General features: G+C 63.2%; 19 protein-coding genes and 1 tRNA gene. 8 read left to right on the top strand and 12 right to left on the bottom strand.

Annotation, left to right across the window (positions count from 1 at the left end; genetic code table 11):
- Positions 1–124 precede the first annotated feature (124 nt).
- The 6 genes from AC27VQ_RS21260 to AC27VQ_RS21235 form a co-directional block, all read right to left on the bottom strand.
- The gene (locus tag AC27VQ_RS21260) at positions 125–1,054 is read right to left on the bottom strand and encodes an electron transfer flavoprotein subunit alpha/FixB family protein (RefSeq protein WP_488717855.1); all 930 of its coding nucleotides are present in this window, start codon (positions 1,052–1,054) and stop codon (positions 125–127) included.
- 24 nt (positions 1,055–1,078) lie between these two features.
- On the bottom strand, positions 1,079–1,828 hold the full coding sequence (locus AC27VQ_RS21255) for an electron transfer flavoprotein subunit beta/FixA family protein (protein ID WP_488717854.1): 750 nt from the start codon (positions 1,826–1,828) through the stop codon (positions 1,079–1,081).
- 172 nt (positions 1,829–2,000) lie between these two features.
- Positions 2,001–2,789 carry a rhomboid family intramembrane serine protease gene (locus AC27VQ_RS21250; protein ID WP_488717853.1) on the bottom strand — a complete coding sequence of 263 codons (789 nt, stop codon included), beginning with the start codon at positions 2,787–2,789 and terminating at the stop codon, positions 2,001–2,003.
- A 33-nt stretch (positions 2,790–2,822) separates the two neighbouring features.
- A complete protein-coding gene (locus AC27VQ_RS21245) occupies positions 2,823–3,401 on the bottom strand; it encodes a cob(I)yrinic acid a,c-diamide adenosyltransferase (protein ID WP_488717852.1) in 579 nt (192 codons plus the stop codon).
- The gene (locus AC27VQ_RS21240) at positions 3,401–3,601 is read right to left on the bottom strand and encodes a twin transmembrane helix small protein (protein WP_298102936.1); all 201 of its coding nucleotides are present in this window, start codon (positions 3,599–3,601) and stop codon (positions 3,401–3,403) included. The genes AC27VQ_RS21245 and AC27VQ_RS21240 overlap by 1 nt, the downstream gene beginning before the upstream one ends.
- Positions 3,602–3,701: 100 nt before the next feature.
- Positions 3,702–4,544: an SDR family oxidoreductase gene (locus AC27VQ_RS21235; protein WP_488717851.1), complete on the bottom strand. Its 843-nt coding sequence runs from the start codon at positions 4,542–4,544 to the stop codon at positions 3,702–3,704.
- Between the two features lie 101 nt (positions 4,545–4,645).
- Here AC27VQ_RS21235 and AC27VQ_RS21230 point away from each other — a divergent pair, with 101 nt between their 5' ends.
- Positions 4,646–5,590: a YihY/virulence factor BrkB family protein gene (locus AC27VQ_RS21230; RefSeq protein WP_313532281.1), complete on the top strand. Its 945-nt coding sequence runs from the start codon at positions 4,646–4,648 to the stop codon at positions 5,588–5,590.
- Here AC27VQ_RS21230 and gluQRS read toward each other — a convergent pair.
- Positions 5,537–6,460 carry a tRNA glutamyl-Q(34) synthetase GluQRS gene (gene gluQRS / locus AC27VQ_RS21225; protein ID WP_488717850.1) on the bottom strand — a complete coding sequence of 308 codons (924 nt, stop codon included), beginning with the start codon at positions 6,458–6,460 and terminating at the stop codon, positions 5,537–5,539. The genes AC27VQ_RS21230 and gluQRS overlap by 54 nt on opposite strands.
- 45 nt (positions 6,461–6,505) lie before the next feature.
- Here gluQRS and AC27VQ_RS21220 point away from each other — a divergent pair, with 45 nt between their 5' ends.
- Together AC27VQ_RS21220 and AC27VQ_RS21215 are read left to right on the top strand one after the other, a co-directional pair.
- Positions 6,506–7,156 carry a DNA-3-methyladenine glycosylase family protein gene (locus tag AC27VQ_RS21220; protein ID WP_488717849.1) on the top strand — a complete coding sequence of 217 codons (651 nt, stop codon included), beginning with the start codon at positions 6,506–6,508 and terminating at the stop codon, positions 7,154–7,156.
- 104 nt (positions 7,157–7,260) lie between these two features.
- Positions 7,261–7,818, top strand: coding sequence for an HNH endonuclease (locus tag AC27VQ_RS21215; RefSeq protein WP_313532277.1), 558 nt, complete (start codon positions 7,261–7,263; stop codon positions 7,816–7,818).
- 67 nt (positions 7,819–7,885) lie between these two features.
- Here AC27VQ_RS21215 and AC27VQ_RS21210 read toward each other — a convergent pair whose 3' ends face one another.
- Positions 7,886–8,398 (bottom strand): disulfide bond formation protein B, encoded by a 513-nt coding sequence (locus AC27VQ_RS21210; protein WP_488717888.1) that lies wholly within the window; start codon positions 8,396–8,398, stop codon positions 7,886–7,888.
- Positions 8,399–8,563: 165 nt separating this feature from the next.
- Between AC27VQ_RS21210 and AC27VQ_RS21205 the strand changes: the two genes are divergently transcribed.
- Positions 8,564–8,648 (top strand) — tRNA-Leu (locus AC27VQ_RS21205).
- A gap of 257 nt (positions 8,649–8,905) precedes the next feature.
- On the opposite strand, the gene AC27VQ_RS21200 is transcribed toward AC27VQ_RS21205, so the two are convergent.
- Positions 8,906–9,817, bottom strand: a complete 912-nt coding sequence (locus AC27VQ_RS21200) for a calcium-binding protein (RefSeq protein ID WP_488717848.1) — start codon at positions 9,815–9,817, stop codon at positions 8,906–8,908.
- Positions 9,818–9,993: 176 nt separating this feature from the next.
- Here AC27VQ_RS21200 and AC27VQ_RS21195 point away from each other — a divergent pair, with 176 nt between their 5' ends.
- Both AC27VQ_RS21195 and AC27VQ_RS21190 read left to right on the top strand, forming a co-directional pair.
- Complete coding sequence (locus AC27VQ_RS21195) at positions 9,994–10,257, top strand: BON domain-containing protein (protein WP_313532272.1); 264 nt, start codon at positions 9,994–9,996, stop codon at positions 10,255–10,257.
- A 75-nt stretch (positions 10,258–10,332) separates the two neighbouring features.
- Positions 10,333–11,976 carry an AMP-binding protein gene (locus tag AC27VQ_RS21190; RefSeq protein ID WP_488717847.1) on the top strand — a complete coding sequence of 548 codons (1,644 nt, stop codon included), beginning with the start codon at positions 10,333–10,335 and terminating at the stop codon, positions 11,974–11,976.
- Positions 11,977–11,985: 9 nt separating this feature from the next.
- Here AC27VQ_RS21190 and AC27VQ_RS21185 read toward each other — a convergent pair whose 3' ends face one another.
- The 3 genes from AC27VQ_RS21185 to secA form a co-directional block, all read right to left on the bottom strand.
- The gene (locus AC27VQ_RS21185) at positions 11,986–13,257 is read right to left on the bottom strand and encodes a GNAT family N-acetyltransferase (RefSeq protein WP_488717846.1); all 1,272 of its coding nucleotides are present in this window, start codon (positions 13,255–13,257) and stop codon (positions 11,986–11,988) included.
- Positions 13,247–14,674 carry a lipopolysaccharide biosynthesis protein gene (locus AC27VQ_RS21180; RefSeq protein WP_488717845.1) on the bottom strand — a complete coding sequence of 476 codons (1,428 nt, stop codon included), beginning with the start codon at positions 14,672–14,674 and terminating at the stop codon, positions 13,247–13,249. The genes AC27VQ_RS21185 and AC27VQ_RS21180 overlap by 11 nt, the downstream gene beginning before the upstream one ends.
- A gap of 144 nt (positions 14,675–14,818) precedes the next feature.
- Positions 14,819–17,536 carry a preprotein translocase subunit SecA gene (secA, locus tag AC27VQ_RS21175; protein ID WP_488717844.1) on the bottom strand — a complete coding sequence of 906 codons (2,718 nt, stop codon included), beginning with the start codon at positions 17,534–17,536 and terminating at the stop codon, positions 14,819–14,821.
- Positions 17,537–17,773: 237 nt separating this feature from the next.
- On the opposite strand from secA, the gene AC27VQ_RS21170 reads away from it, so the two are divergent.
- Together AC27VQ_RS21170 and argJ are read left to right on the top strand one after the other, a co-directional pair.
- Entirely contained in the window at positions 17,774–18,676 is a 903-nt protein-coding gene (locus tag AC27VQ_RS21170) for a peptidylprolyl isomerase (protein WP_488717843.1), read from the top strand.
- Positions 18,677–18,730: 54 nt separating this feature from the next.
- Positions 18,731–19,963, top strand: a complete 1,233-nt coding sequence (gene argJ / locus AC27VQ_RS21165) for a bifunctional glutamate N-acetyltransferase/amino-acid acetyltransferase ArgJ (protein ID WP_488717842.1) — start codon at positions 18,731–18,733, stop codon at positions 19,961–19,963.
- The last annotated feature ends 9 nt before the right edge of the window (positions 19,964–19,972 follow it).

Here is a 19,972-nt window from a genome sequence, read left to right as displayed (position 1 = left end):
TAGCGCCCGCAGCGCAGGCAAAAAAACACCGGGCCGGTCAAGCCGGCCCGGTGAAGTGATAAAGGCACGCGACGACTTTTTCCAGTGAAATCATCGTCGCAAAAGCCTCGACCTTAGGTGAGGCTCAGAGCGCCTTCTGCAATTCCGGCAGGGCTTCGAAGAGGTCTGCGACGAGGCCGTAGTCGGCGACCTGGAAGATCGGCGCCTCCTCGTCCTTGTTGATCGCCACGATGACCTTGGAGTCCTTCATGCCGGCGAGGTGCTGGATGGCACCCGAGATGCCGCAGGCGATGTAGAGCTGCGGCGCGACCACCTTGCCCGTCTGCCCGACCTGCCAGTCATTCGGCGCATAGCCGGCATCGACAGCCGCACGGGAGGCGCCGACGGCGGCACCCAGCTTGTCGGCAACCGGGAGGATGACCTCCTGGAACTTTTCGGACGAGCCGAGTGCACGACCACCCGAGATGATGATCTTGGCGGAGGTCAGTTCCGGACGATCCGACGAGGACAGTGCATCCTTGACGTGGGTCGACAGGCCCGGGTTCGCTGCGGCCGGGATGGTTTCGACTGAGGCGCTACCGCCTTCCGGAGCTGCGGCGAAGGACGCCGTGCGAACGGTGATCACCTTCTTGGCGTCGGTGGACTGCACCGTCTGGATCGCATTGCCCGCATAGATCGGACGCTTGAACGTGTCGGCAGAGACGACCTCGACGATTTCCGAGACCTGGGCGACATCGAGAAGAGCGGCAACGCGCGGCAGCACGTTCTTGCCGACGGAAGTCGCGGCCGAGACGATGGCGTCGTAGTTGCCGGCGAGCGACACGATGAGCGCCGCCAGCGGTTCGGCGAGGTTGTTGCCGAGGCTTGCATCGTCGGCGAGCAGGACCTTGGAGACGCCCGAGAGCTTTGCCGCGGCATCGGCAGCCGCCTTGGCACCCGAACCGGCGACGAGCACATGCACGTCGGAACCGATCTTGCTCGCTGCCGTCAGCGCCTTGGCGGTCTGGTCGGAAAGGGTTGCGTTGTCGTGATCTGCCAGAAGAAGAATGGCCATGTTCGTAATCTCCTCAATTCTTCCTTACAGCACGCCGGCTTCGTTCTTCAGCTTGTCGACCAGTTCGGCGACCGACTTGACCTTGACGCCCGCCTTGCGGCCCGACGGCTCCTCGGTCTTCAGCACCTTCAGGCGCGGGCTCGTGTCGACGCCGAAATCGGCCGGCGACTTCTTGTCGAGCGGCTTCTTCTTCGCCTTCATGATGTTCGGCAGCGAGGCATAGCGCGGTTCGTTCAAGCGCAGGTCCGTCGTGACCACGGCCGGAAGCTTGACCTCGATCGTCTGCAGACCGCCGTCGACTTCGCGGGTGACCTGTGCGCTGCCCGAACCGATCTCGACCTTGGAAGCGAAGGTCGCCTGCGCCCAGCCAAGCAGAGCCGACAGCATCTGGCCGGTCTGGTTCGAATCGTCATCGATCGCCTGCTTGCCGACGATGATGAGGCCCGGCTGTTCGGCCTCGGCCACACCCTTGAGGATCTTGGCGACGGCGAGCGGCTCGACAGCGTCTTCCGTCTCGACCAGCACGGCGCGGTCGGCGCCCATGGCAAGCGCGGTGCGCAGCGTCTCTTCGGCCTTGGCAGGACCGATCGACACGACCACCACTTCCTCAGCCTTGCCGGCTTCCTTCAGCCGCAGCGCTTCCTCGACCGAAATCTCGTCGAACGGGTTCATCGACATCTTGACGTTCGCAAGTTCGACACCAGAGCCATCCGCCTTAACGCGGATCTTTACGTTGTAGTCAACAACGCGCTTGACTGGGACCAAGATCTTCATGGCTTCCTTCCTTCATATGCCCGCGAGGGAAAATGCGCCTTTCCGGGGCGTCCTGATTGTCGGTTGGCGACATCGATACGTGTTTTTTTCCCAAATACAATGCATCACGGGCCCTCCCCTCGTGAAAACGCAGGCGTTATAAATTACCTTTACGTTCACGTCAATTTTCACGTCATTGCCGTCCCCAATGGGTCGGCGGGACGGAAGGCTGCGCGGCGGTTTCCTCCACGGGCGCTGGTGCTGCCTCCACATGCCGCACCGCCTTGGGCGTTACGATCGTGCGATCGAAGAGCGGCACGCCGCGCCGCCTGAGCACGAGAACCAGCAGCGCGCCGGCGACAATGCCGCCGACATGGGCACCCCAGGAGACGCCGCCGTCCCTGTTGACCGCCAGCATGTAGAATTGCTGCGCGATCCAGAAGGCGAGCGGAATGACCGCCGGCAGCGGCAGGGGAATGCGGAAGAACACCAGCACCCAGACGCGCACTTTGGGATGCAGCAGGAAATAGGCGGCCACCACGCCGGAAATCGCCCCCGACGCGCCGATCAGCGGCGCCTCGGAATCCGGCTGCACGAGACCGTGCACCAGGGCGCCGGCCGCGGCACACAGGAGATAGAAGATCAGATAGCGGAAATGCCCCAGCGCATCCTCGACATTGTCGCCGAACACCCAGAGGAACAGCATGTTGGAGGCGAGATGCATAAAATCGCCGTGCAGGAAGGCATAGGTGATGTAGGTCGTATCCTCCGGCACCAACACGAGGCTGGGCTCGAGATCGGCAAAATCGAAGACCACGGCCGGGATATAGCCGAGACCGACCACCGCCGCATCGGAAAAGGCCTGCGTCGCAACGAGCCCCGTCACCAGCCAAACGACGACATTGATCGCGATCAGGCCGATCGTGACATATTGCACCTTGATGTATTTCAGGGCGTTCGCGTCATGCAGCGGTATGAACATGGATCCCCTTCCCCAAGGTCTTGGCGGACGAGCTTACCTGTTCTGCCCCGGAACCCACAATATGTCCGTGCGACCCTTGTCGTTCACGAAGCGCGCGGCGACGAAGAGGAAATCCGAGAGCCGGTTGATATAGGCGACCGCCGATGCCGACACCGCCTCGCCCTCGCTCTCCTGCAAGGCGACGATGCGCCGCTCGGCCCGGCGCGCGACGGTGCGCGCCAGATGCAGCGCCGCCGCCGCCGGCGTGCCGCCCGGCAGCACGAAGGAGCGCAGCGGCTCGAGATCGGCATTGAGCATGTCGATCTCATGCTCCAGCCGGTCGACCTGCGACGGCACGATGCGCAGCGGCTCGTAATCGAGTTTCTTGCCGGTCTCGGGCGTGGCGAGATCGGCCCCCAGATCGAAGAGGTCGTTCTGGATACGGACGATCATCCGGTCGAGATCGGGGTGATCGGCAAGGTGCTGGCGCACGAGGCCGATGCAGGAATTCGTCTCGTCGACCGCGCCGTAAGATTCGACGCGCAGGTCGTGCTTCTTGCGGCGCGGACCGGCGACGAGGCCCGTCGTGCCGTCATCGCCGGTCCGCGTATAGATCTTGTTGAGCTTGACCATCAGCCGCGCCCGCCGCCGGTGATCCACAGCGTCAGCATGATCAGCACGATGGCGACGGCCTGCAGCAGGACGCGCGCCTGCATCAGCTTGTTGGATGTGTTGCCGCTGCCGCCCTTGGCCATATTCACGAGGCCGCGCACGAGCACGATGACGACGAGGCCCATGACGAGCAGGGTCATGAAGGTGAGGAAGGAAGACATGCCAACGATCCGGTTTGATTTCTGTCAGCCCTATTCACATAGGGCATTTCACGCAAAGTGCACGTCTTTTGCGGCAAAAAGCCTGCGACGCCGCGCCGCGTCAGCCAAGCCGGCCGATGATGCGATAGAAAAGCCCTGCCGGCAGCAGCTTCTTGAGCAGCACGCCCTGTTTTGCCGGCCTCGTGACGACATAGTGCGGCCGCGGCGCCTTCGCCATCAGCGCATGACGCAACACCGCATGCACCGCCTCCGGTCCGAGCTTTCCGCGCGCCGGTTTTGATTCGCCGCGTAGGCGCTGGAGCTGCCGGCGATACTCTTCCGCATGAACCGAGTTTTCGAGATCGATGTTCTTTTCGATGTAATGCAGCGCATTGGCCGTGAAGCGAGAGGCGATCGGTCCCGGCTCGATCAGGCTGACATGCACGCCCGAGCCCTTGAGCTCCATGCGCAGCGTCAGCGACAGGCCCTCCAGCGCGAATTTCGAGGCATTGTAGGCGCCGCGCCAGCGATAGGGCACGATACCGAGGATCGACGAGCACTGCACGATGCGGCCATGGCCCTGGCGACGCATGACCGGAATGACCCTCCGCGTCAGGTCGTGCCAGCCGAAGACATTCGTCTCGAACTGTTCGCGCAGCACCTCGACCGGCAGGTCCTCGACGGCCCCGGCCTGGCCATAAGCACCGTTGTTGAACAGCGCATCGAGCCGTCCGCCGGTGCGCGCAAGAACCGTCTCGGCAAGTGCCGCGATAGTATCCGGCCTGGTATAATCCATCAGCAGTGCTTCGATGCCGTCTGCCTGAAGGCTCGCAAGGTCCTCCTCGCGCCGTACGGTCGCAAAGACCCGCCAGCCCTCGGCCTTCAGCGCGCGCGCGCAATAGGCGCCGATGCCGGAGGAGCAGCCGGTGACGATGATGCTTCGCGTCGTTTCTGGAGAAGACATGGTCATTTCCTGTACAAATCCGCCTTCGTTTCCCATATTCAACTGCAACAGACAATGAGAGTGCGGCCGGGCAACGGCCGTGAAGGGACTGGACATTGCCGATGCCGACCGCCATCCGACTAACCTACAAGGTCGTCTTCGATGCGATCTGGCATTTTTCCGAGGATGACGGCTGGGCGATGGGCAGCCATGTCGCGCTCTCCACGCTGCTGGCAATCTTCCCCTTCCTGATCTTCGGCACCGCCCTTGCTTCCTTTCTCGGCGCCGACCAGTTCGCCGAAACAGCGGTGCATCTCATCTTCGACACCTGGCCGGAATCGATCGCCGCGCCCATCTCGCGCGAGGTCGTCGCCGTCCTCACCATCCCGCGCGGCGGGCTTTTGACCGTCTCCGTGCTCGCCGCCGCCTATTTCGCTTCAAACGGCGTGGAGGCGCTGCGCATCTCGCTCAATCGCGCCTACCGGGTCGCCGAAACGCGCTACTGGTATGTCACGCGCCTCGCCAGCCTCGGCTTCGTCATCGCCAGCGTGCTGGCGCTTGCCGTCATCAGCATCGTTCTCGTCGCAGCACCGCTCGCCGTGCGCGCCACCGGTGACTGGCTGCCCTGGCTCACCTATGTCTATTCCTGGGTGGAAAGCTGGGGCCTGTTCGGCACGATCCTCGTTTTGTTCATCGGCCTCCTGATCGCCCATCTCTGGCTGCCGGCCGGCCGGCGCAAGATTGCCGACGTTCTGCCGGGCATCGTCCTGACATTGCTGGCCTGGGGCGTCGGCGCTTATACCTTCGCCTCCTATCTCGCGACCTTCGCCAATTACGTCTCGACCTATGCCGGCCTCGCCTCGATCATGATCGCGCTGGTCTTCCTCTACATCGTCGGCGTGATCTTCATCCTAGGCGCGGAAATCAACGCGGCACTCCTGAAATACCGCGTGAAGCACATCATTCTCGACAAGATCAGGGGTGTGAAGAAGCCCGCACCCGTCGTCGACGATTCAATGGAAGACGAAGCCATAGCCCGCGAGCAGGGCGCGAAGACCGGCCGGTGAAACCCCTTTTTCCCGATAGGCGGCGATGCCGGTATCCTGGTTGCTCTTGGAGAGTTTTCGCCCATCCGGCCCCGGCACAAGTCCGTGGTGGCGATAGGCCGGCGTCGGCAGCGCAAGCAGGCTCTGCAACAGCCTGTGCACGGAGGTCGCGTGAAAAAGGTCCTGCCCGCGCACCACATCCGTGATGCCCTGCTCCGCATCGTCGAGCACCACGGCAAGGTGATAACTAACCGGCGCATCCGGCCGCGACAGGATGACATCGCCCCAGCGCGCCGGCCAGGCCGGCACGATGCCCGTCTCACCCTCCGGCCCCGCGCCGGCCTCCGACCAGTCAAGCCTATCCGGTGCGAGCGCCAACGCCTTGTCCATGTCGAGCCGCCAGGCATGCTGCCGCCCCGCGGCAATCCATGCCAGCGCCTCTCCCCGGTCAAGCTTCCGCTCCTCCGTCGGATAGAGCGGCGCACCGTCGGGATCGCGCGGCCAGACCCCTCCCGCGGCCTCATGTGCCTCAACCCGCGCCCTCACCTCGCCGCGGCTCAGAAAACCCGGATAGAGCACACCCATCTTCTTCAGGCGCTCCAGCGCGGCACCATAGAAGGGTAGATGCTCCGACTGCCGGCGCACCGGCTTTTCCCAGTCGAGCCCGAGCCAGGCGAGATCCCGATAGATCGCCGCCTCGAATTCGGGCCGCGAGCGCGCGGGATCGATGTCTTCGATGCGCAGCAGGAACCGCCCGCCGCAGGCTGCGGCGAGATCGTGGTTCAGGATCGCCGAGAGCGCATGGCCGAGATGCAGCAGCCCGTTCGGGCTCGGCGCGAAACGGAAGACACGCGGTTTTGACAAAGGATTGCGCATGAGGTCTTCTGCCATGACGAGGCGCGCACGACAACAAAAGGGCGGCTCACGACAATGCAATTGCACATGATCAGAACGGACGCGGATGTCGCGGCAGGCCTCGTCGACCTTGCGCTGATCGACGCACGCCTTTTCACCGTCATCGACAAGGCCGGCCCCGTGCCGCTGCGCCGTCTTTCGCCCGGCTATCGCGGCCTTGCCGGCATCATCGTCGCGCAGATGGTGTCACGGGCAAGTGCCGACGCGATCTGGCGCCGGCTGGAAGAGACGGCGGGCGACATCACGCCCCACCACATGCTCGGCCTTTCCGACGCGGACTGCCTCGCCATCGGCCTGTCGCGTGCAAAGGCCGACACGCTGCGCCGCGCTGCCGAAAGTGTCGATCGCGGCGAACTCGATCTCGACGCCATCTGCCACATGGAAGCCTCCGCCGCGACGCGAAAGCTGACTGCCATCAAGGGCATCGGTCGCTGGACGGCCGATGTCTACCTGCTGTTCTGCGCCGGCCATCCCGACATCTTCCCCTCCGGCGACGTCGCGCTTCAGAATGCGGTTGCCCACGCATTCGGGCTTGGCATGCGCCCGACCCCGCAGGAGCTCGACGCCATCGCCGAAAAATGGTCGCCCTGGCGCGGCGTTTCGGCCCGGCTTTTCTGGGCCTATTATGCGCGGGAAATGCGCCGTGAAGTCGCGCCGGTGCTGGAAGCATGAACCCGCGACAATCGATCGTTTCCGCTTTTCCATTCCGGCTTCACAATGCTGTAACAACGGGCCTAATATAGAAGGGCAGATGCCGAATCGATCAGGAGAAGCCCTTGACGATTTCTGTTTCACCACAGGCCCTGCCAGCACTCGTACTGAATGCTGACTACCGGCCGCTGAGTTATTACCCCTTGTCGCTTTGGTCCTGGCAGGACGCGATCAAGGCCGTGTTTCTTGACCGCGTAAACATCATCGCCGAATACGAGCATTCGGTGTCTTCGCCGAGTTTCACGATGCGCCTGCCGAGCGTCGTGTGCCTGAAAACCTACGTGCAGCCCTCGCGCCACCCGGCATTTACCCGGTTCAACGTGTTCCTGCGCGACAAGTTCGAATGCCAGTACTGCGGGACACCCGACGACCTGACCTTCGACCATGTCATCCCGCGCGCCCATGGCGGCGAGACGACCTGGCAGAATGTGGTCGCCGCCTGCTCCCCGTGCAATCTGAGAAAAGGCAGCAAGCTGCCGAAGCAGGCGGGCATGCACCCGCATCAGAAGCCCTACCAGCCGACGGTTCAGGATCTGCACAATAACGGGCGACTGTTTCCACCCAACTATCTGCATGAAAGCTGGATGGACTATCTCTACTGGGATGTCGAACTGCAACCCTGACGCAGTCCACGCAAGACCGGGGGACGGCCTTGCGGCGACGGCACGCGTTCGAAACGGGTTGCGGGCATCACGCTTTCGCCGACCGCACGCCCTTGAAGGCGATCGCGGCGAGGATGAGGCTTGCGATCACATTCCAGCCGGCAAAGGACAGGCCAAGCAGCCGGAACGACGCTTCCGTGCAGGACGGACCATGCTTGGTGTTGATATCGGAGAGCAGGTCACCGGCATTCTGCGTCACACCCTGCGCCGTCGTCGCGCAGGTCGCCGGCCCCTCCCAAAAGCCCCATTCGACACCCGCATGATAGACGCCCATGCCGGCGCCGACGAGCATCATGATGCCGGCAATGGCCAGCAGCAGCCGCGTCAGCCAGACCGGGCCGTTGAACAGCGCCGAAAGCAGTGCGGCAACGGCAACGGGGATGCCATAGTAGTAGGGGTCACGCTGCAGAAGGCACAGCGCGCAGGGAATGTAACCGCCGATATGTTCGAAGGCGAGCGCACCGCCGACGGTCGCGGCCATGCCGAGCGAAAGCAGGCCGGCGGAAGCCTTGCGGGAGAGGTCGAGGGAAGCCGTCATCAGGTCCGTCCAATCGGGCCGGCGGGGATACCGGCGAAACGGCGCCGAGTTCTATCAGGTGACGCTGTATTGTAAATCACCGCACGGATAAGTGATCATGCCATCAGCCCCATTTGCCGGTTGCCGCCCGGCAAAGCATCGTGTAAACGGCGATGGCTTCGGTGCCGTGCCCCATTGGCGGAACTGGTAGACGCGCTCGACTCAAAATCGAGTTCCGAAAGGAGTGCTGGTTCGATTCCGGCATGGGGCACCAAAATCATCACATCCTTGTTCGGATTCGTGCGGTTCTACCGTCGGAAAATCGCGCCTTTTAGGGCGCGGCTGCGAAATCTCCAGCCCCCTGAGAAAAAATTCGTTTTTTAGCGGGAACAAATTTTGCAGAGCCGCATTTATTGTGTGCAACTGCAGACACCCCCGGATGCGGTTGTGAGGGGGACCCGAGAGCGATGTGCACGCTCTTGGGTCTCAACCATTTCAGGGGTACGTCTTCACAAAGAACGGCCGAACAGCTCAGAGGATGAAGTCGGTCTCGACGAGCTTCAGCGACGTATCGAGCACGACCGTGAAGTCGGCCTTGCCGTTTCCATCGGTATCCCCATGGATGAACGTATCGCCGTTCTTGATCTCATAACGCAGCTCACCGGCCTTGTTGTGGAACTTCTGCGTGCCAATGAAATCGAAATCCTGCAGTCCTTTGGCGGTACTCGCGTCAAAGGCGCTGAGATCGATCTTGTCCTTCTGCGCCCGGCTAAAATCGAAGATCTTGTCGGGCGCGGTCGCCAACGAATCCGTCTTGGAGCGGAAGACGAACGTGTCCTGACCGCTGCCACCATAGAGCTTATCGGCACCAGCGCCGCCTTCCAGGCGGTCGTTGCCGGCATCTCCCTTGAGCGTATCGTTGCCCGCATCACCCTTCAGCTTATCGTTGCCGTTGCCGCCGATGAGCATATCGACACCGTTGCCACCCGATATCGTGTCGTTGCCGTCATAGCCGTAGAGCGTGTCGTCGCCGTTGCCGCCCCAGAAAATGTCGGCATATTTCGTCGCCTTGATGGTGTCGTTGCCCGAAAGGAAGGCATTGAGGAAGGTCGTCGTGTTGCCGCTGTCGATGGCTCTCGTCAGCGCCGGGCCTGAAAGCGAAAGACCGGTAATGTCGAGTACTTTCGCACCCTCGGCGATGACCTTGAAGGAGTTAAGCGTGCCGGCGGAGATGCCGACGACTTCCTTGCCCTGGTATTTGTAGACCAGTCCCTTGCCGAGCAGGGTCATCGACGTATCTTCGCCGACATTCCAAAGCTTGATGTAGGTCGACTTGAAATCCTCCTTGTCGAAATCCAGGATCGACTGAAGTTTCTCGGAAACGAATTCGTTGAAATTGGCGCCGGACTTCGAGGTGAAGCCGCTAATATTGATGGTGCTCATATGCTATCCCCGGTTGCGATATTCAGAGGTCTAACCGCAATACGCCTTCGGCAGCAACGTCCATTCCGGGGCGGATCTGTCCGACTTCGAAACAGTCCTAATTCTCCCTTAAGCCGCACCGAACAAATGCCGCAGGCCCGCGTTTCCTTCCGTTAACCCGACCAAAGGAGCGCGTCATGGTTTTCAAGGAAGCCACTTTCAAGGGCAAGAAACCAGAACATGCCGAGCCGCCGCATCCCGCCTGGCTCGAAGCGCATGTGGCGGATGCCCTGTCCGTCGCCGGCGACGTGGATGCCTCCGACGTTACCGTCACCTGCAAAGGGCGGCGGATCATCCTTTCCGGCAGTGTCGGATCGGCAGAGGAGGCCGAGCGCGCCGTCACCATCGCGGCTTCGGTGAAGGAGGTCGAGGAAGTCGATAACCGCCTCGCCTGGCCGTAACCCTGCAAAAAGCGGCCCATTGCCGACGCCCACTCCGAAATGCTAGTTGCAGTGCAGCAAACTGGAGTGGTGCGGATGCTCTCGGAGAGATCGACCTATGATGCGCTGTACGGGGATTTCCGCTGGGATATCCCCGAACGGTTCAACATCGGCACGGCCGTCTCCAACGTTTGGGCCGCCCGCGAACCGGATCGCGTCTGTCTCCAGCATTTCCTGGCCGATGCCGCTCCCCTCTCCATGACCTACGGCGAACTCGCCGCCCGCTCCGACGCCTTCGCGGCGGCGCTTGTCGCCGAGGGCGTTAGGCAGGGCGACCGCGTGGCGATCCTGTTGCCGCAGGGTTTCGAAACGGTCATCGCTCATGTCGCGATCTACAAGCTCGGCGCCATCGCCCTGCCGCTGGCGCTGCTGTTTGGCACCGATGCGCTGCTGTTCCGGCTGAAGAATGCCGAGGCCAAAGCGATCGTGACGAACCGCTTTGGCGCCGAACGCCTGGGACCGATCCGTGGGGAATTGCCGACGCTCGATCTTGTTGTGACGACGCAGCCGTCGAGCGATCCAGCGGCAAAATCCTTCCAGAACCTCGTCGAAAGCCATGCCGGCCCCTTCGCCGCCGTTGATAGCGGGCCGGACGATCCGGCGATGATGATCTACACCTCGGGCACCACGGGGCCGCCGAAGGGCGCCTTGCACGGCCACCGCGTGCTGCTCGGCCATGTGCCGGGCTTTCAGATGCACCACGAATTCCTGCCGCAGCCGGGCGACCGTATCTGGACGCCGTCCGACTGGGCCTGGGCGGGCGGGCTGCTCAACGTGCTGCTGCCGGCGCTCTTGCTCGGCGTGCCCGTCGTCTCCTCGCCCGGGCAGAAATTCGATCCCGACATGGCCTATCGCATCATGCAGGACATGGATGTGCGCAACGCCTTCATTCCGCCAACGGCGCTGAGGCTGATGAAAACAGTTGCCAATCCGCGCGAAAAATACCGGTTGAACCTGCGCACCATCGGCTCGGCGGGCGAATCGCTCGGCCGCGAGACCTGGGAATGGGTGCGCGATACGCTCGGCATCACGATCAACGAATTCTACGGCCAGACCGAGTGCAACATCGTGCTCGGCTCCATCGGCAAGCTCGGCGTGTCCCGACCGGGGCCGATCGGCAAGGCCGTCCCGGGCCATGTCGTCGCGATCATCGACGCGGACGGCCGGGAAGTACCGCGCGGCACCGTCGGGCAGGTCGCCGTCAAGCGGCCCGATCCGGTGATGTTCCTCGGCTACTGGAAGAACGGACAAGCGACCGCGGAGAAATTCATCGGCGACTGGATGACGACAGGCGATCTCGGGCGCATGGACGCGGAGGGTTACGTCACCTTCTTCGGCCGTGACGACGACGTGATCACCTCCTCGGGCTATCGCATCGGGCCGAGCGAGATCGAGGATTGCCTGGCCGCCCATCCCGCCGTGCAGCTCGCCGCCGCCGTCGGCAAGCCGGATCCGGTGCGCACGGAGATCGTCAAGGCCTATGTGATGCTGCGCCCCGGCCAGACACCCTCGCCGGCACTGGCGGTGGAAATCCGCGAATGGGTAAAATCGCGGCTCTCCATGCACGAATATCCCCGCGAGGTGGACTTCGTCGATTCGCTGCCCTTGACGACCTCGGGCAAGGTCATCCGCCATCTGCTGCGCAAGCGCGCGGCGGAGGAGACGCCTTTCGCCGCCTGATGCGTTGCGCTAACGGCGGGCGAGCGACCGGATCTTGTCGCGCAGCAGGCGCGCCACGTTGCGGGTGTTGCGGTAGAGGTGCAGCTGGGCCGCCACCTGGCGCACGTCGCGGTCGCGGTTCTGCTGCAACCCGACGACCAGCGTGCCCATATCCTCACGCTCTTCCCAGAAGCGGCTCATGACAGGATGATCCGGCACGGCGCAGGAATCCGAGCGCGCGATATTGGCGTCGTCGAGATGCCATTCGGTCAGCTCGGCCACCAGAAGCTTGCCGGGTGAATATTTTGCGAATTCCTCGTCATAGGCCGTCTTCCACGTATAGGCCTCGCCGCCCATCATGAAGACGATCATCGAGGCGATGGCGCGGCCGTCGAGATCGAGCGTGTGGATGCGCACGCCGTCGGTCTCAGCGAGATTGCTGATCGCCTCGCGAGCAAAGGCGGCGCGGTAGCGGTCGTTGATCATCGCCGTGCGGCCACGGCCCTTCCAGCCCCCGGCCTCGAGCAGCAGGAACTCTTCCATGCGCAGCCGGATATCGGCGGGCTGGCGGGCGACATTGTAGCTGAGCAGACCCATGCCATCGAGCTTGCGCCATTGCCGGCGCAACTCGCGAAAATGCTCCGGCGACATGGCCTTTTGCAGATAGGTCTGGCCGTCGAGCAGGCTGTCCAGCATCGGCCGGCGGTAGGTGTCGGTTACCGTGACGGGGAGGTTCCGGCCAATCGCGACAGCGCGGATCAGCTGGGCGAAGGCGCCGTTGAGGCGCAGATCCGGCAGGACGAGAATGGCCGGCAACCCGGTATTGGGACCGCCCATCACCTCCAGGAAATTGTCGAGCGTTTCAGCCGCCTCCTCCGCATCGACCAGCGGCGTGCCGAGGGGACCGAACGGGTTCGACCAGGCGCGCAGGATGCTGGAGCCGATGGAGAAGCCCGGCTTTTCGACGGAGAACGGCATGAGGAAGCGCATGCGGCTGCGCCCTCCCGCCTCGTCGCGAATGACCGAGAGGCGCACCATGCGGTCTTCCAGGCGCGGCATGGCGGGCGCCAGGAAGCGGCCGGTGAAGAAGACGTTCGGCTCCATCACGCGGTTCGACAGGAAGTCGAGTTCCTGCTGCAACTCATAGCCGGCCGTCGCGGGATAGATGGCGAGCGAACGGCCGGGGCGACCGACGGCGAAGCGCTGGTCGGCCGGCGGTTGCGCCAGCGGCGGGGCGGGCGGAATGGCGGCCTGGGCGCGGCCGGCGGCGATCGTGTGGTCGAAGCCGTGACTATCGGTCATGGTGGTCCGTCCCATTGGCAAGTTTTGCCGTCACCGGATCGGCGAAGGCGAAGAGAAGGATGGAAAGTTTTCGCCGCACGGCGATGTGCAGCAGCAACGCCTCGACGACCATGGCGCCGGCCGTGGCGGAGGCCGCCCCGACGAGGCCGAAGAGCGGAATGAGCGTGACGTTGAAGGTGATGTTGGCGGCAAGCGCCACGGCGTAGACGGCGACGCAGAGCTTCTGCTCGCCGCACATCGTCAGCAGCACCTCGCCCGGCCCGACGAGCGCCTTGGCGAGAATGCCGGCAAAGAGGATGAACATCAGGCCCCAGCCCGCCGTGAAGGCCGGGCCGAACAGCGACAGCAGGAGATGACCAGCTGCCAGCACGGAAAGCCCGACGGCCAGCGACGGCCAGAAACTCCAGCGCGCCGTCTCGCCGGCAAAACGCGCCAGCCCCACACGGTCACCGGCTGCAAACATCGCGGAAAAGCGCGGCGCGGCCGCGGCCTTCACCGAGAAGAACACGAAATGCACCAGCGCCATGGTCTTGGCAGCGGCGAAATAGATGGCGACGCTTTCCGGGTCGAGAAACAGGCCGACCACGATGACGTCGGAATTGGTGAGCAGGAAGCCGAAGCCCTCGATCAGGAAGATCGGCAGCGCCGCCTTGATCCAAAGGCCGAATTCGACCTTGTGCGGCCCGGCAAGATAACGCTTTCCGAGCCGGCGCACGATGTTGAAGAACTGCGCAACCGTGGTGAGATAGGTGGCGGCCAGCGCTGCCACCATCGCCGTCAACGCCGTATGCGGCTCGCCCACCCACACGGCAAGGACCATGAAAACGAGGATGAGCAGCGGGCGGACGATATAGGTCGGGCTCAGCGCCACGACGGCCCAGCTATGGGCGCGCGCGGTGCTTTCAAGCACGTCCCCGAGCGCGATCATCGGCATGCAGAACAGGCCGACGAAGAGCGGCACGACATAGTAATCGGCAACGTGGTCGCGGAAGAACCAGAGTGTCAGGAAACCCGCCACCGCGAGCGCCGTCGACGAAAGCATGGCGAAGATACGCGCCGTCGAGGTGAGGCCGCGGATTTCCGCATAGGCGCTGCGGCCGACATAATCCGGTAGAAAGCGCACGACCGTCGTGTGGAAGCCGAGACAGGACATGTCGCCGAAAATGACGACGATCGCCCAGACGAAAACGAAGATGCCGTATTCGAACTCGCCCATCACACGGGCGAGGATGATCTGCGAGATGAAGGCGATGGCCGCACTGGCGACGCGGATGGCAAAGGCGATCAACGCCATGCGTTGGGCGAGGTTGCGCGGATCGTCGCTGGCGAGAATGGCCGCGACAGCGCGCAACAGAGGCTCCGCCTTGCCGCGAAGGCTCGATGGCAGCAACCTCTCCGCCGATTGAATGACCGCCATCAACACAGGAACCCGAACGCAAAACTCTACCAGCGTCAGTCTTGTCAGATCAGGGTTAACAAACGGTTGGGTCGGCGCCGGAGGCTCTTGCCAGCTCGAAAAGAAAATGCCGCCCGAAGGCGGCATTTTGCATTTCCATTTCCATCAGGCCTGTTCGAAGGCGCCGTGGCAATGTTTGTACTTCTTGCCCGAGCCGCAGGGGCAGGGTTCGTTGCGCGAAACGTGGCCCCAGGTCGACGGGTCGTTCGGATCGCGGTTTTCCGCGGCAACCGCCATGAAGCCACCGCTGCCTTCGCCGAAATCGTCCTCGCCGGTCGTGCCGTCGATGTGGTGGCCTTCCATTTCCGGCGGCACCGGAGCCGGGCTGTCGGCGGCCTGGCGCACCAGCTCGACGCGCATCAGCTGCGACGTCACGGTCTGGCGCAGGTTCGCCAGCAGCGCCTGGAAGAGTTCGAAGGCCTCAGCCTTGTATTCCTGCAGCGGGTCACGCTGGGCATAGCCACGGAAGCCGATGACGGAGCGCAGATGATCGAGATTGACGATGTGCTCGCGCCACAGCATGTCCAGCGTCTGGAGTAGCACGGAGCGCTCGACATAGGTCATGATCTCGGGACCGAAGCGTTCCGCACGGTCGGCGGCGGCGGCATCGGCGGCCTTGTGCAGGCGCTCCAGAATGTCCTTCTCGTCGATGCCTTCCTCAGCCGCCCAGGCTTCGATCGGCAGGTCGAGGTTCAGCTGTTCGAGAACGCCCTTCTTGAGGCCGGGAACGTCCCACCGCTCGGCATAGGCGTTTTCCGGGATGCTCAGGCGAACGAGGTTCTCGACCACTTCATTGCGCATGTCGGTGACGATCTCGGACAGGTTCTCGCTGTCCATCAGTTCGATGCGCTGCTCGAAGATGACCTTGCGCTGGTCGTTCAGCACGTCGTCATACTTCAGAAGGTTCTTGCGGATGTCGAAGTTGCGGGCTTCGACCTTCTTCTGGGCGCGCTCCAGCGCCTTGTTGATCCAGGGATGGACGATCGCCTCGCCTTCCTTGAGACCCAGCTTCTGCAGCATCGAATCCATGCGCTCGGAGCCGAAGATGCGCATCAGGTCATCCTGCAGCGACAGGAAGAACTTCGAGCGGCCCGGGTCGCCCTGACGGCCGGAACGGCCGCGCAGCTGGTTGTCGATGCGGCGGCTTTCGTGACGCTCGGTGGCGAGAACGTAGAGACCGCCGCCGGCAAGCGCCTTTTCCTTGAGCTGCTTGACCTCGGCGATGATCTGATCGCGCTTGGCATCACGCTCCGGGCCCGGCTCCATCTCGGCGAGATCGCGCTCGAGGCGCATTTCGAGGTTGCCGCCGAGCTGGATGTCGGTGCCGCGGCCGGCCATGTTGGTGGCGATCGTCACCGCGCCGGGAACGCCGGCCTGCGAAACGATATAGGCTTCCTGCTCGTGGTAACGGGCGTTGAGGACCTGGAAATCCTTGAAACCGGCCATGCGCAGACGCTCGGCGAGATATTCGGACTTTTCGATCGAGGTCGTGCCGACGAGAACCGGCTGGCCCTTCTCGCGGGCGTCCTTGATCTCCTGGATGATCGCCTTGTACTTCTCCTCGACGGTCCGATAGACCTCATCGTCCTCGTCAAGACGCTGGATCGGCAGATTGGTCGGCACTTCGACGACTTCGAGGCCGTAGATGTTGCCGAATTCCTCGGCTTCCGTGGAGGCCGTGCCGGTCATGCCGCCGAGCTTGGAATACATGCGGAAATAATTCTGGAAGGTGATCGAGGCCAGCGTCTGGTTTTCCGGCTGGATCGTGACCTTTTCCTTGGCTTCGAGCGCCTGGTGCTGGCCTTCCGAATAGCGGCGGCCCGGCATCATGCGGCCGGTGAACTCGTCGATAATGACGATTTCGTCGTTGCGGACGATGTAATCCTTGTCGCGGGTGAAGAGCTTGTGGGCCTTCAGTGCGTTGTTGATGTGGTGGACGATGGCGACGTTCTCGACGTCATAGAGCGATTCGCCCTTGAGAAGACCCGCCTGACGCAGCAGGCCTTCCAGCTTCTCCGTGCCGACTTCGGAGAAGTTGGCCGAACGCTGCTTCTCGTCGATTTCGTAATCCGCCTCATCCAGCAGGGGGATATAGGCGTCGATCGTCGTGTAGAGGTCGGAGCGATCGTCGAGCGGGCCGGAGATGATCAGCGGCGTGCGCGCTTCGTCGACGAGGATCGAGTCCACTTCGTCGACGATGGCGAAGAAGTGGCCGCGCTGCACCATCTGGCCGCGCTCGTATTTCATGTTGTCGCGCAGATAGTCGAAACCGAGTTCGTTGTTCGTCGCGTAGGTGATGTCGGAAGCATAGGCGGCGCGGCGCTGGTCGTCGTCGAGGCCATGCACGATGACGCCGGTGGTGAGACCCAGGAAGCCGTAGATCTTGCCCATCTGGGCGCTGTCGCGGCTGGCGAGATAGTCGTTGACCGTCACGACATGCACGCCCTTGCCGGCGAGCGCGTTGAGATAGACGGGAAGCGTCGCGACGAGCGTCTTGCCTTCACCGGTCTTCATTTCGGCGATCGACTTCTCGTGCAGGATCATGCCGCCGATCAGCTGGACGTCGAAAGGACGCAGGCCCAGAACGCGGAACGCCGCTTCGCGGGCAACCGCAAAGGCCGGCACCAGAATGTCGTCGAGCGTCTTGCCGGCGGCAAGCTGTTCGCGGAATTCCACCGTCTTGGCGCGCAGCGCCTCGTCGGACAATGCCTTGATTTCAGGCTCCAGCGCATTGATGGCGTCGACGCGCGGCTTATAGGAACGGACGCGGCGATCGTTCGAGGAACCGAACAACTTGCGGGCAATGCCGCCGAGGCTGACCATCAGGATGGTCCTTTCTTTGTGGCGCCCGGCGCGTGACAGGTCGCACGTTATTTGCGCGCAAAGCCGTGAAACGCCCGGAAACTGTTCTGGACGCGGGATTGCGTGACAGATAAGAGGGGGGTCGAATGATGTCAACGGCTCAGGCGGTTGCACAACTGCCACATTCTGGTGGTGTTGAGGCCCCTGGCACCGGATATCTCCCCGATTCCGGCGAGGATGTGAAAGGTCTCATCGAATATGTTCAAGTATAGCAAGCTCGCAGCCGTCGCCCTCATCGCGATTGCTGCCGCAAGCACCAGCGTTCGCGCTGAAGACGCTGCCGCCGATCCGGTTGTCGCCAAGGTCGGCGCCACCGAGATCCACGAATCGGAACTGAAGCTCGCCATTGCCGGCCTCGATCCGCAGCTTGCCAACCTGCCGGACGAGCAGAAGCGCGTGGCCGCCCTCTCCTCGATCATCGACGTCAAGCTGCTGGCAGCGGACGCCGACAAGGAAGGCCTGAAGGACGACGCCGACTTCAAGCAGCGCCTCGCCTTCCTCACGGACCGCGAATTGCACAATGCCTATTTCAAGAAGCATGTCGTCGACGCCGTGACGCCGGACGAGGTGAAGGCGCGCTACGAAAAGGAAATCGCCGCCATCACGCCGGAAGACGAAATCCGCGCCCGCCACATCCTCGTCAAGACCGAGGAAGAGGCCAAGGCGATCATCAAGGATCTCGATGCCGGCAAAGATTTCATCGAAATCGCCAAGGAAAAGTCGACGGACCCGAACAAGTCCGAAGGCGGCGACCTCGGCTATTTCGGCAAGGGCCGTATGGTTCCGGAATTCGAAGCAGCCGCCTTCGCGCTCGAAAAAGGTGCCTATTCCAAGGAGCCGGTGAAGACCCAGTTCGGCTTCCACGTCATCAAGATCGAAGACAAGCGCAAGCAGCAGCCCCCGGCACTCGACCAGGTCGAGCCGCAGGTTCGCCAGCTCGTCATGCGCGACAAGTATCTGGAGCTTCTGGCGAAGGCCAAGGCCGCAGCCCCCGTCGACATCCAGGACACCGCGCTGAAGACCGCCTACGACACGGTCAACAAGCAGGAGGAAGCCGCGGGTGAAGGCGAAGCCGCCCCGGCAACCGAAGGCCAGCAGTAAGAAACCATGGCCCGGCGTTTACCGCCGGGCCTTTCTTCACACAGGAAAGCACGCATGTCCGGTTCCATCTCCCCGCTCGCTCCGAAGACCTATGCCGAAATGCCGCCCGTCCGCGGCGTGCGCATGGCAACCGCCGCCGCCGGGATCAAGTACAAGAACCGCACCGACGTGCTGATGATGGTGTTCGACCGCCCCGCAACCGTCGCCGGCGTCTTCACCCGTTCCAAGTGCCCCTCCGCCCCGGTCGATTTCTGCCGTGCCAACCTGCCCGGCGGCGTTGCCCGCGCCGTCGTCGTCAATTCAGGCAATGCCAATGCGTTCACCGGCCGCAAGGGCCGTGAATCGACCAAGATGACCGCCGAAGCCGCTGCCAAAGCAATCGGCTGCGCCGAAAGCGAAGTCTTCCTCGCCTCCACGGGCGTGATCGGGGAACCGCTCGACGCCACGAAATTCTCCGGCGTGCTCGACGGCCTGGCCAGCACCGGCACCGAGGACTTCTGGTTCGAAGCCGCCAAGGCGATCATGACGACGGATACCTATCCGAAGGTCGCGACCCGCACCGCCCAACTCGGCGGCGTCACCGTGCGCATCAACGGCATCGCCAAGGGGGCCGGCATGATCGCGCCCGACATGGCGACCATGCTCTCCTTCGTCGTCACCGATGCCGCCATTCCGGCCCCGGTTCTTCAATCGCTGCTCTCGGCCGGCGTCGGCCCGACCTTCAATTCCGTCACCGTCGACAGCGACACCTCGACGTCGGACACGCTGATGCTGTTTGCAACGGGTTCCGCCGAAGGCCAGGCGCCCGTAACGGCTGACGACGCTTCGCTCGATGGCTTCCGCGCTGCGCTCAACGATCTCCTGCGCGATCTCGCCCTTCAGGTCGTGCGCGACGGCGAAGGTGCGCGCAAGATGGTGGCCGTCACCGTCGAAGGCGCCGAAAACGACGACGCCGCCAAGCGCATCGCGCTGTCGATCGCCAATTCCCCGCTGGTCAAGACCGCCGTCGCCGGCGAGGATGCCAACTGGGGCCGCATCGTGATGGCCGTCGGCAAGTCCGGCGAGATGGCCGACCGCGACCGCCTCGCCATCTGGTTCGGCGACGTGCGCGTCGCCGTCGATGGCGAGCGTGACCCCACCTATTCCGAGGCCGCGGCAACGGCTGTGATGAGGCAGGAAGACATCGCCGTTCGCGTCGAGATCGGCCTCGGCAATGGCAAGGCCACGGTCTGGACCTGCGACCTCACCAAGGAATATGTCGAGATCAACGGCGACTACCGCAGCTAAGGGGTAAAC

Source organism: Shinella sp. 20P9.1.1 (genome assembly GCF_057798995.1).
Note: the sequence above shows the minus strand (reverse complement) of the source record. Positions and strands in the feature narration are given on the sequence as shown.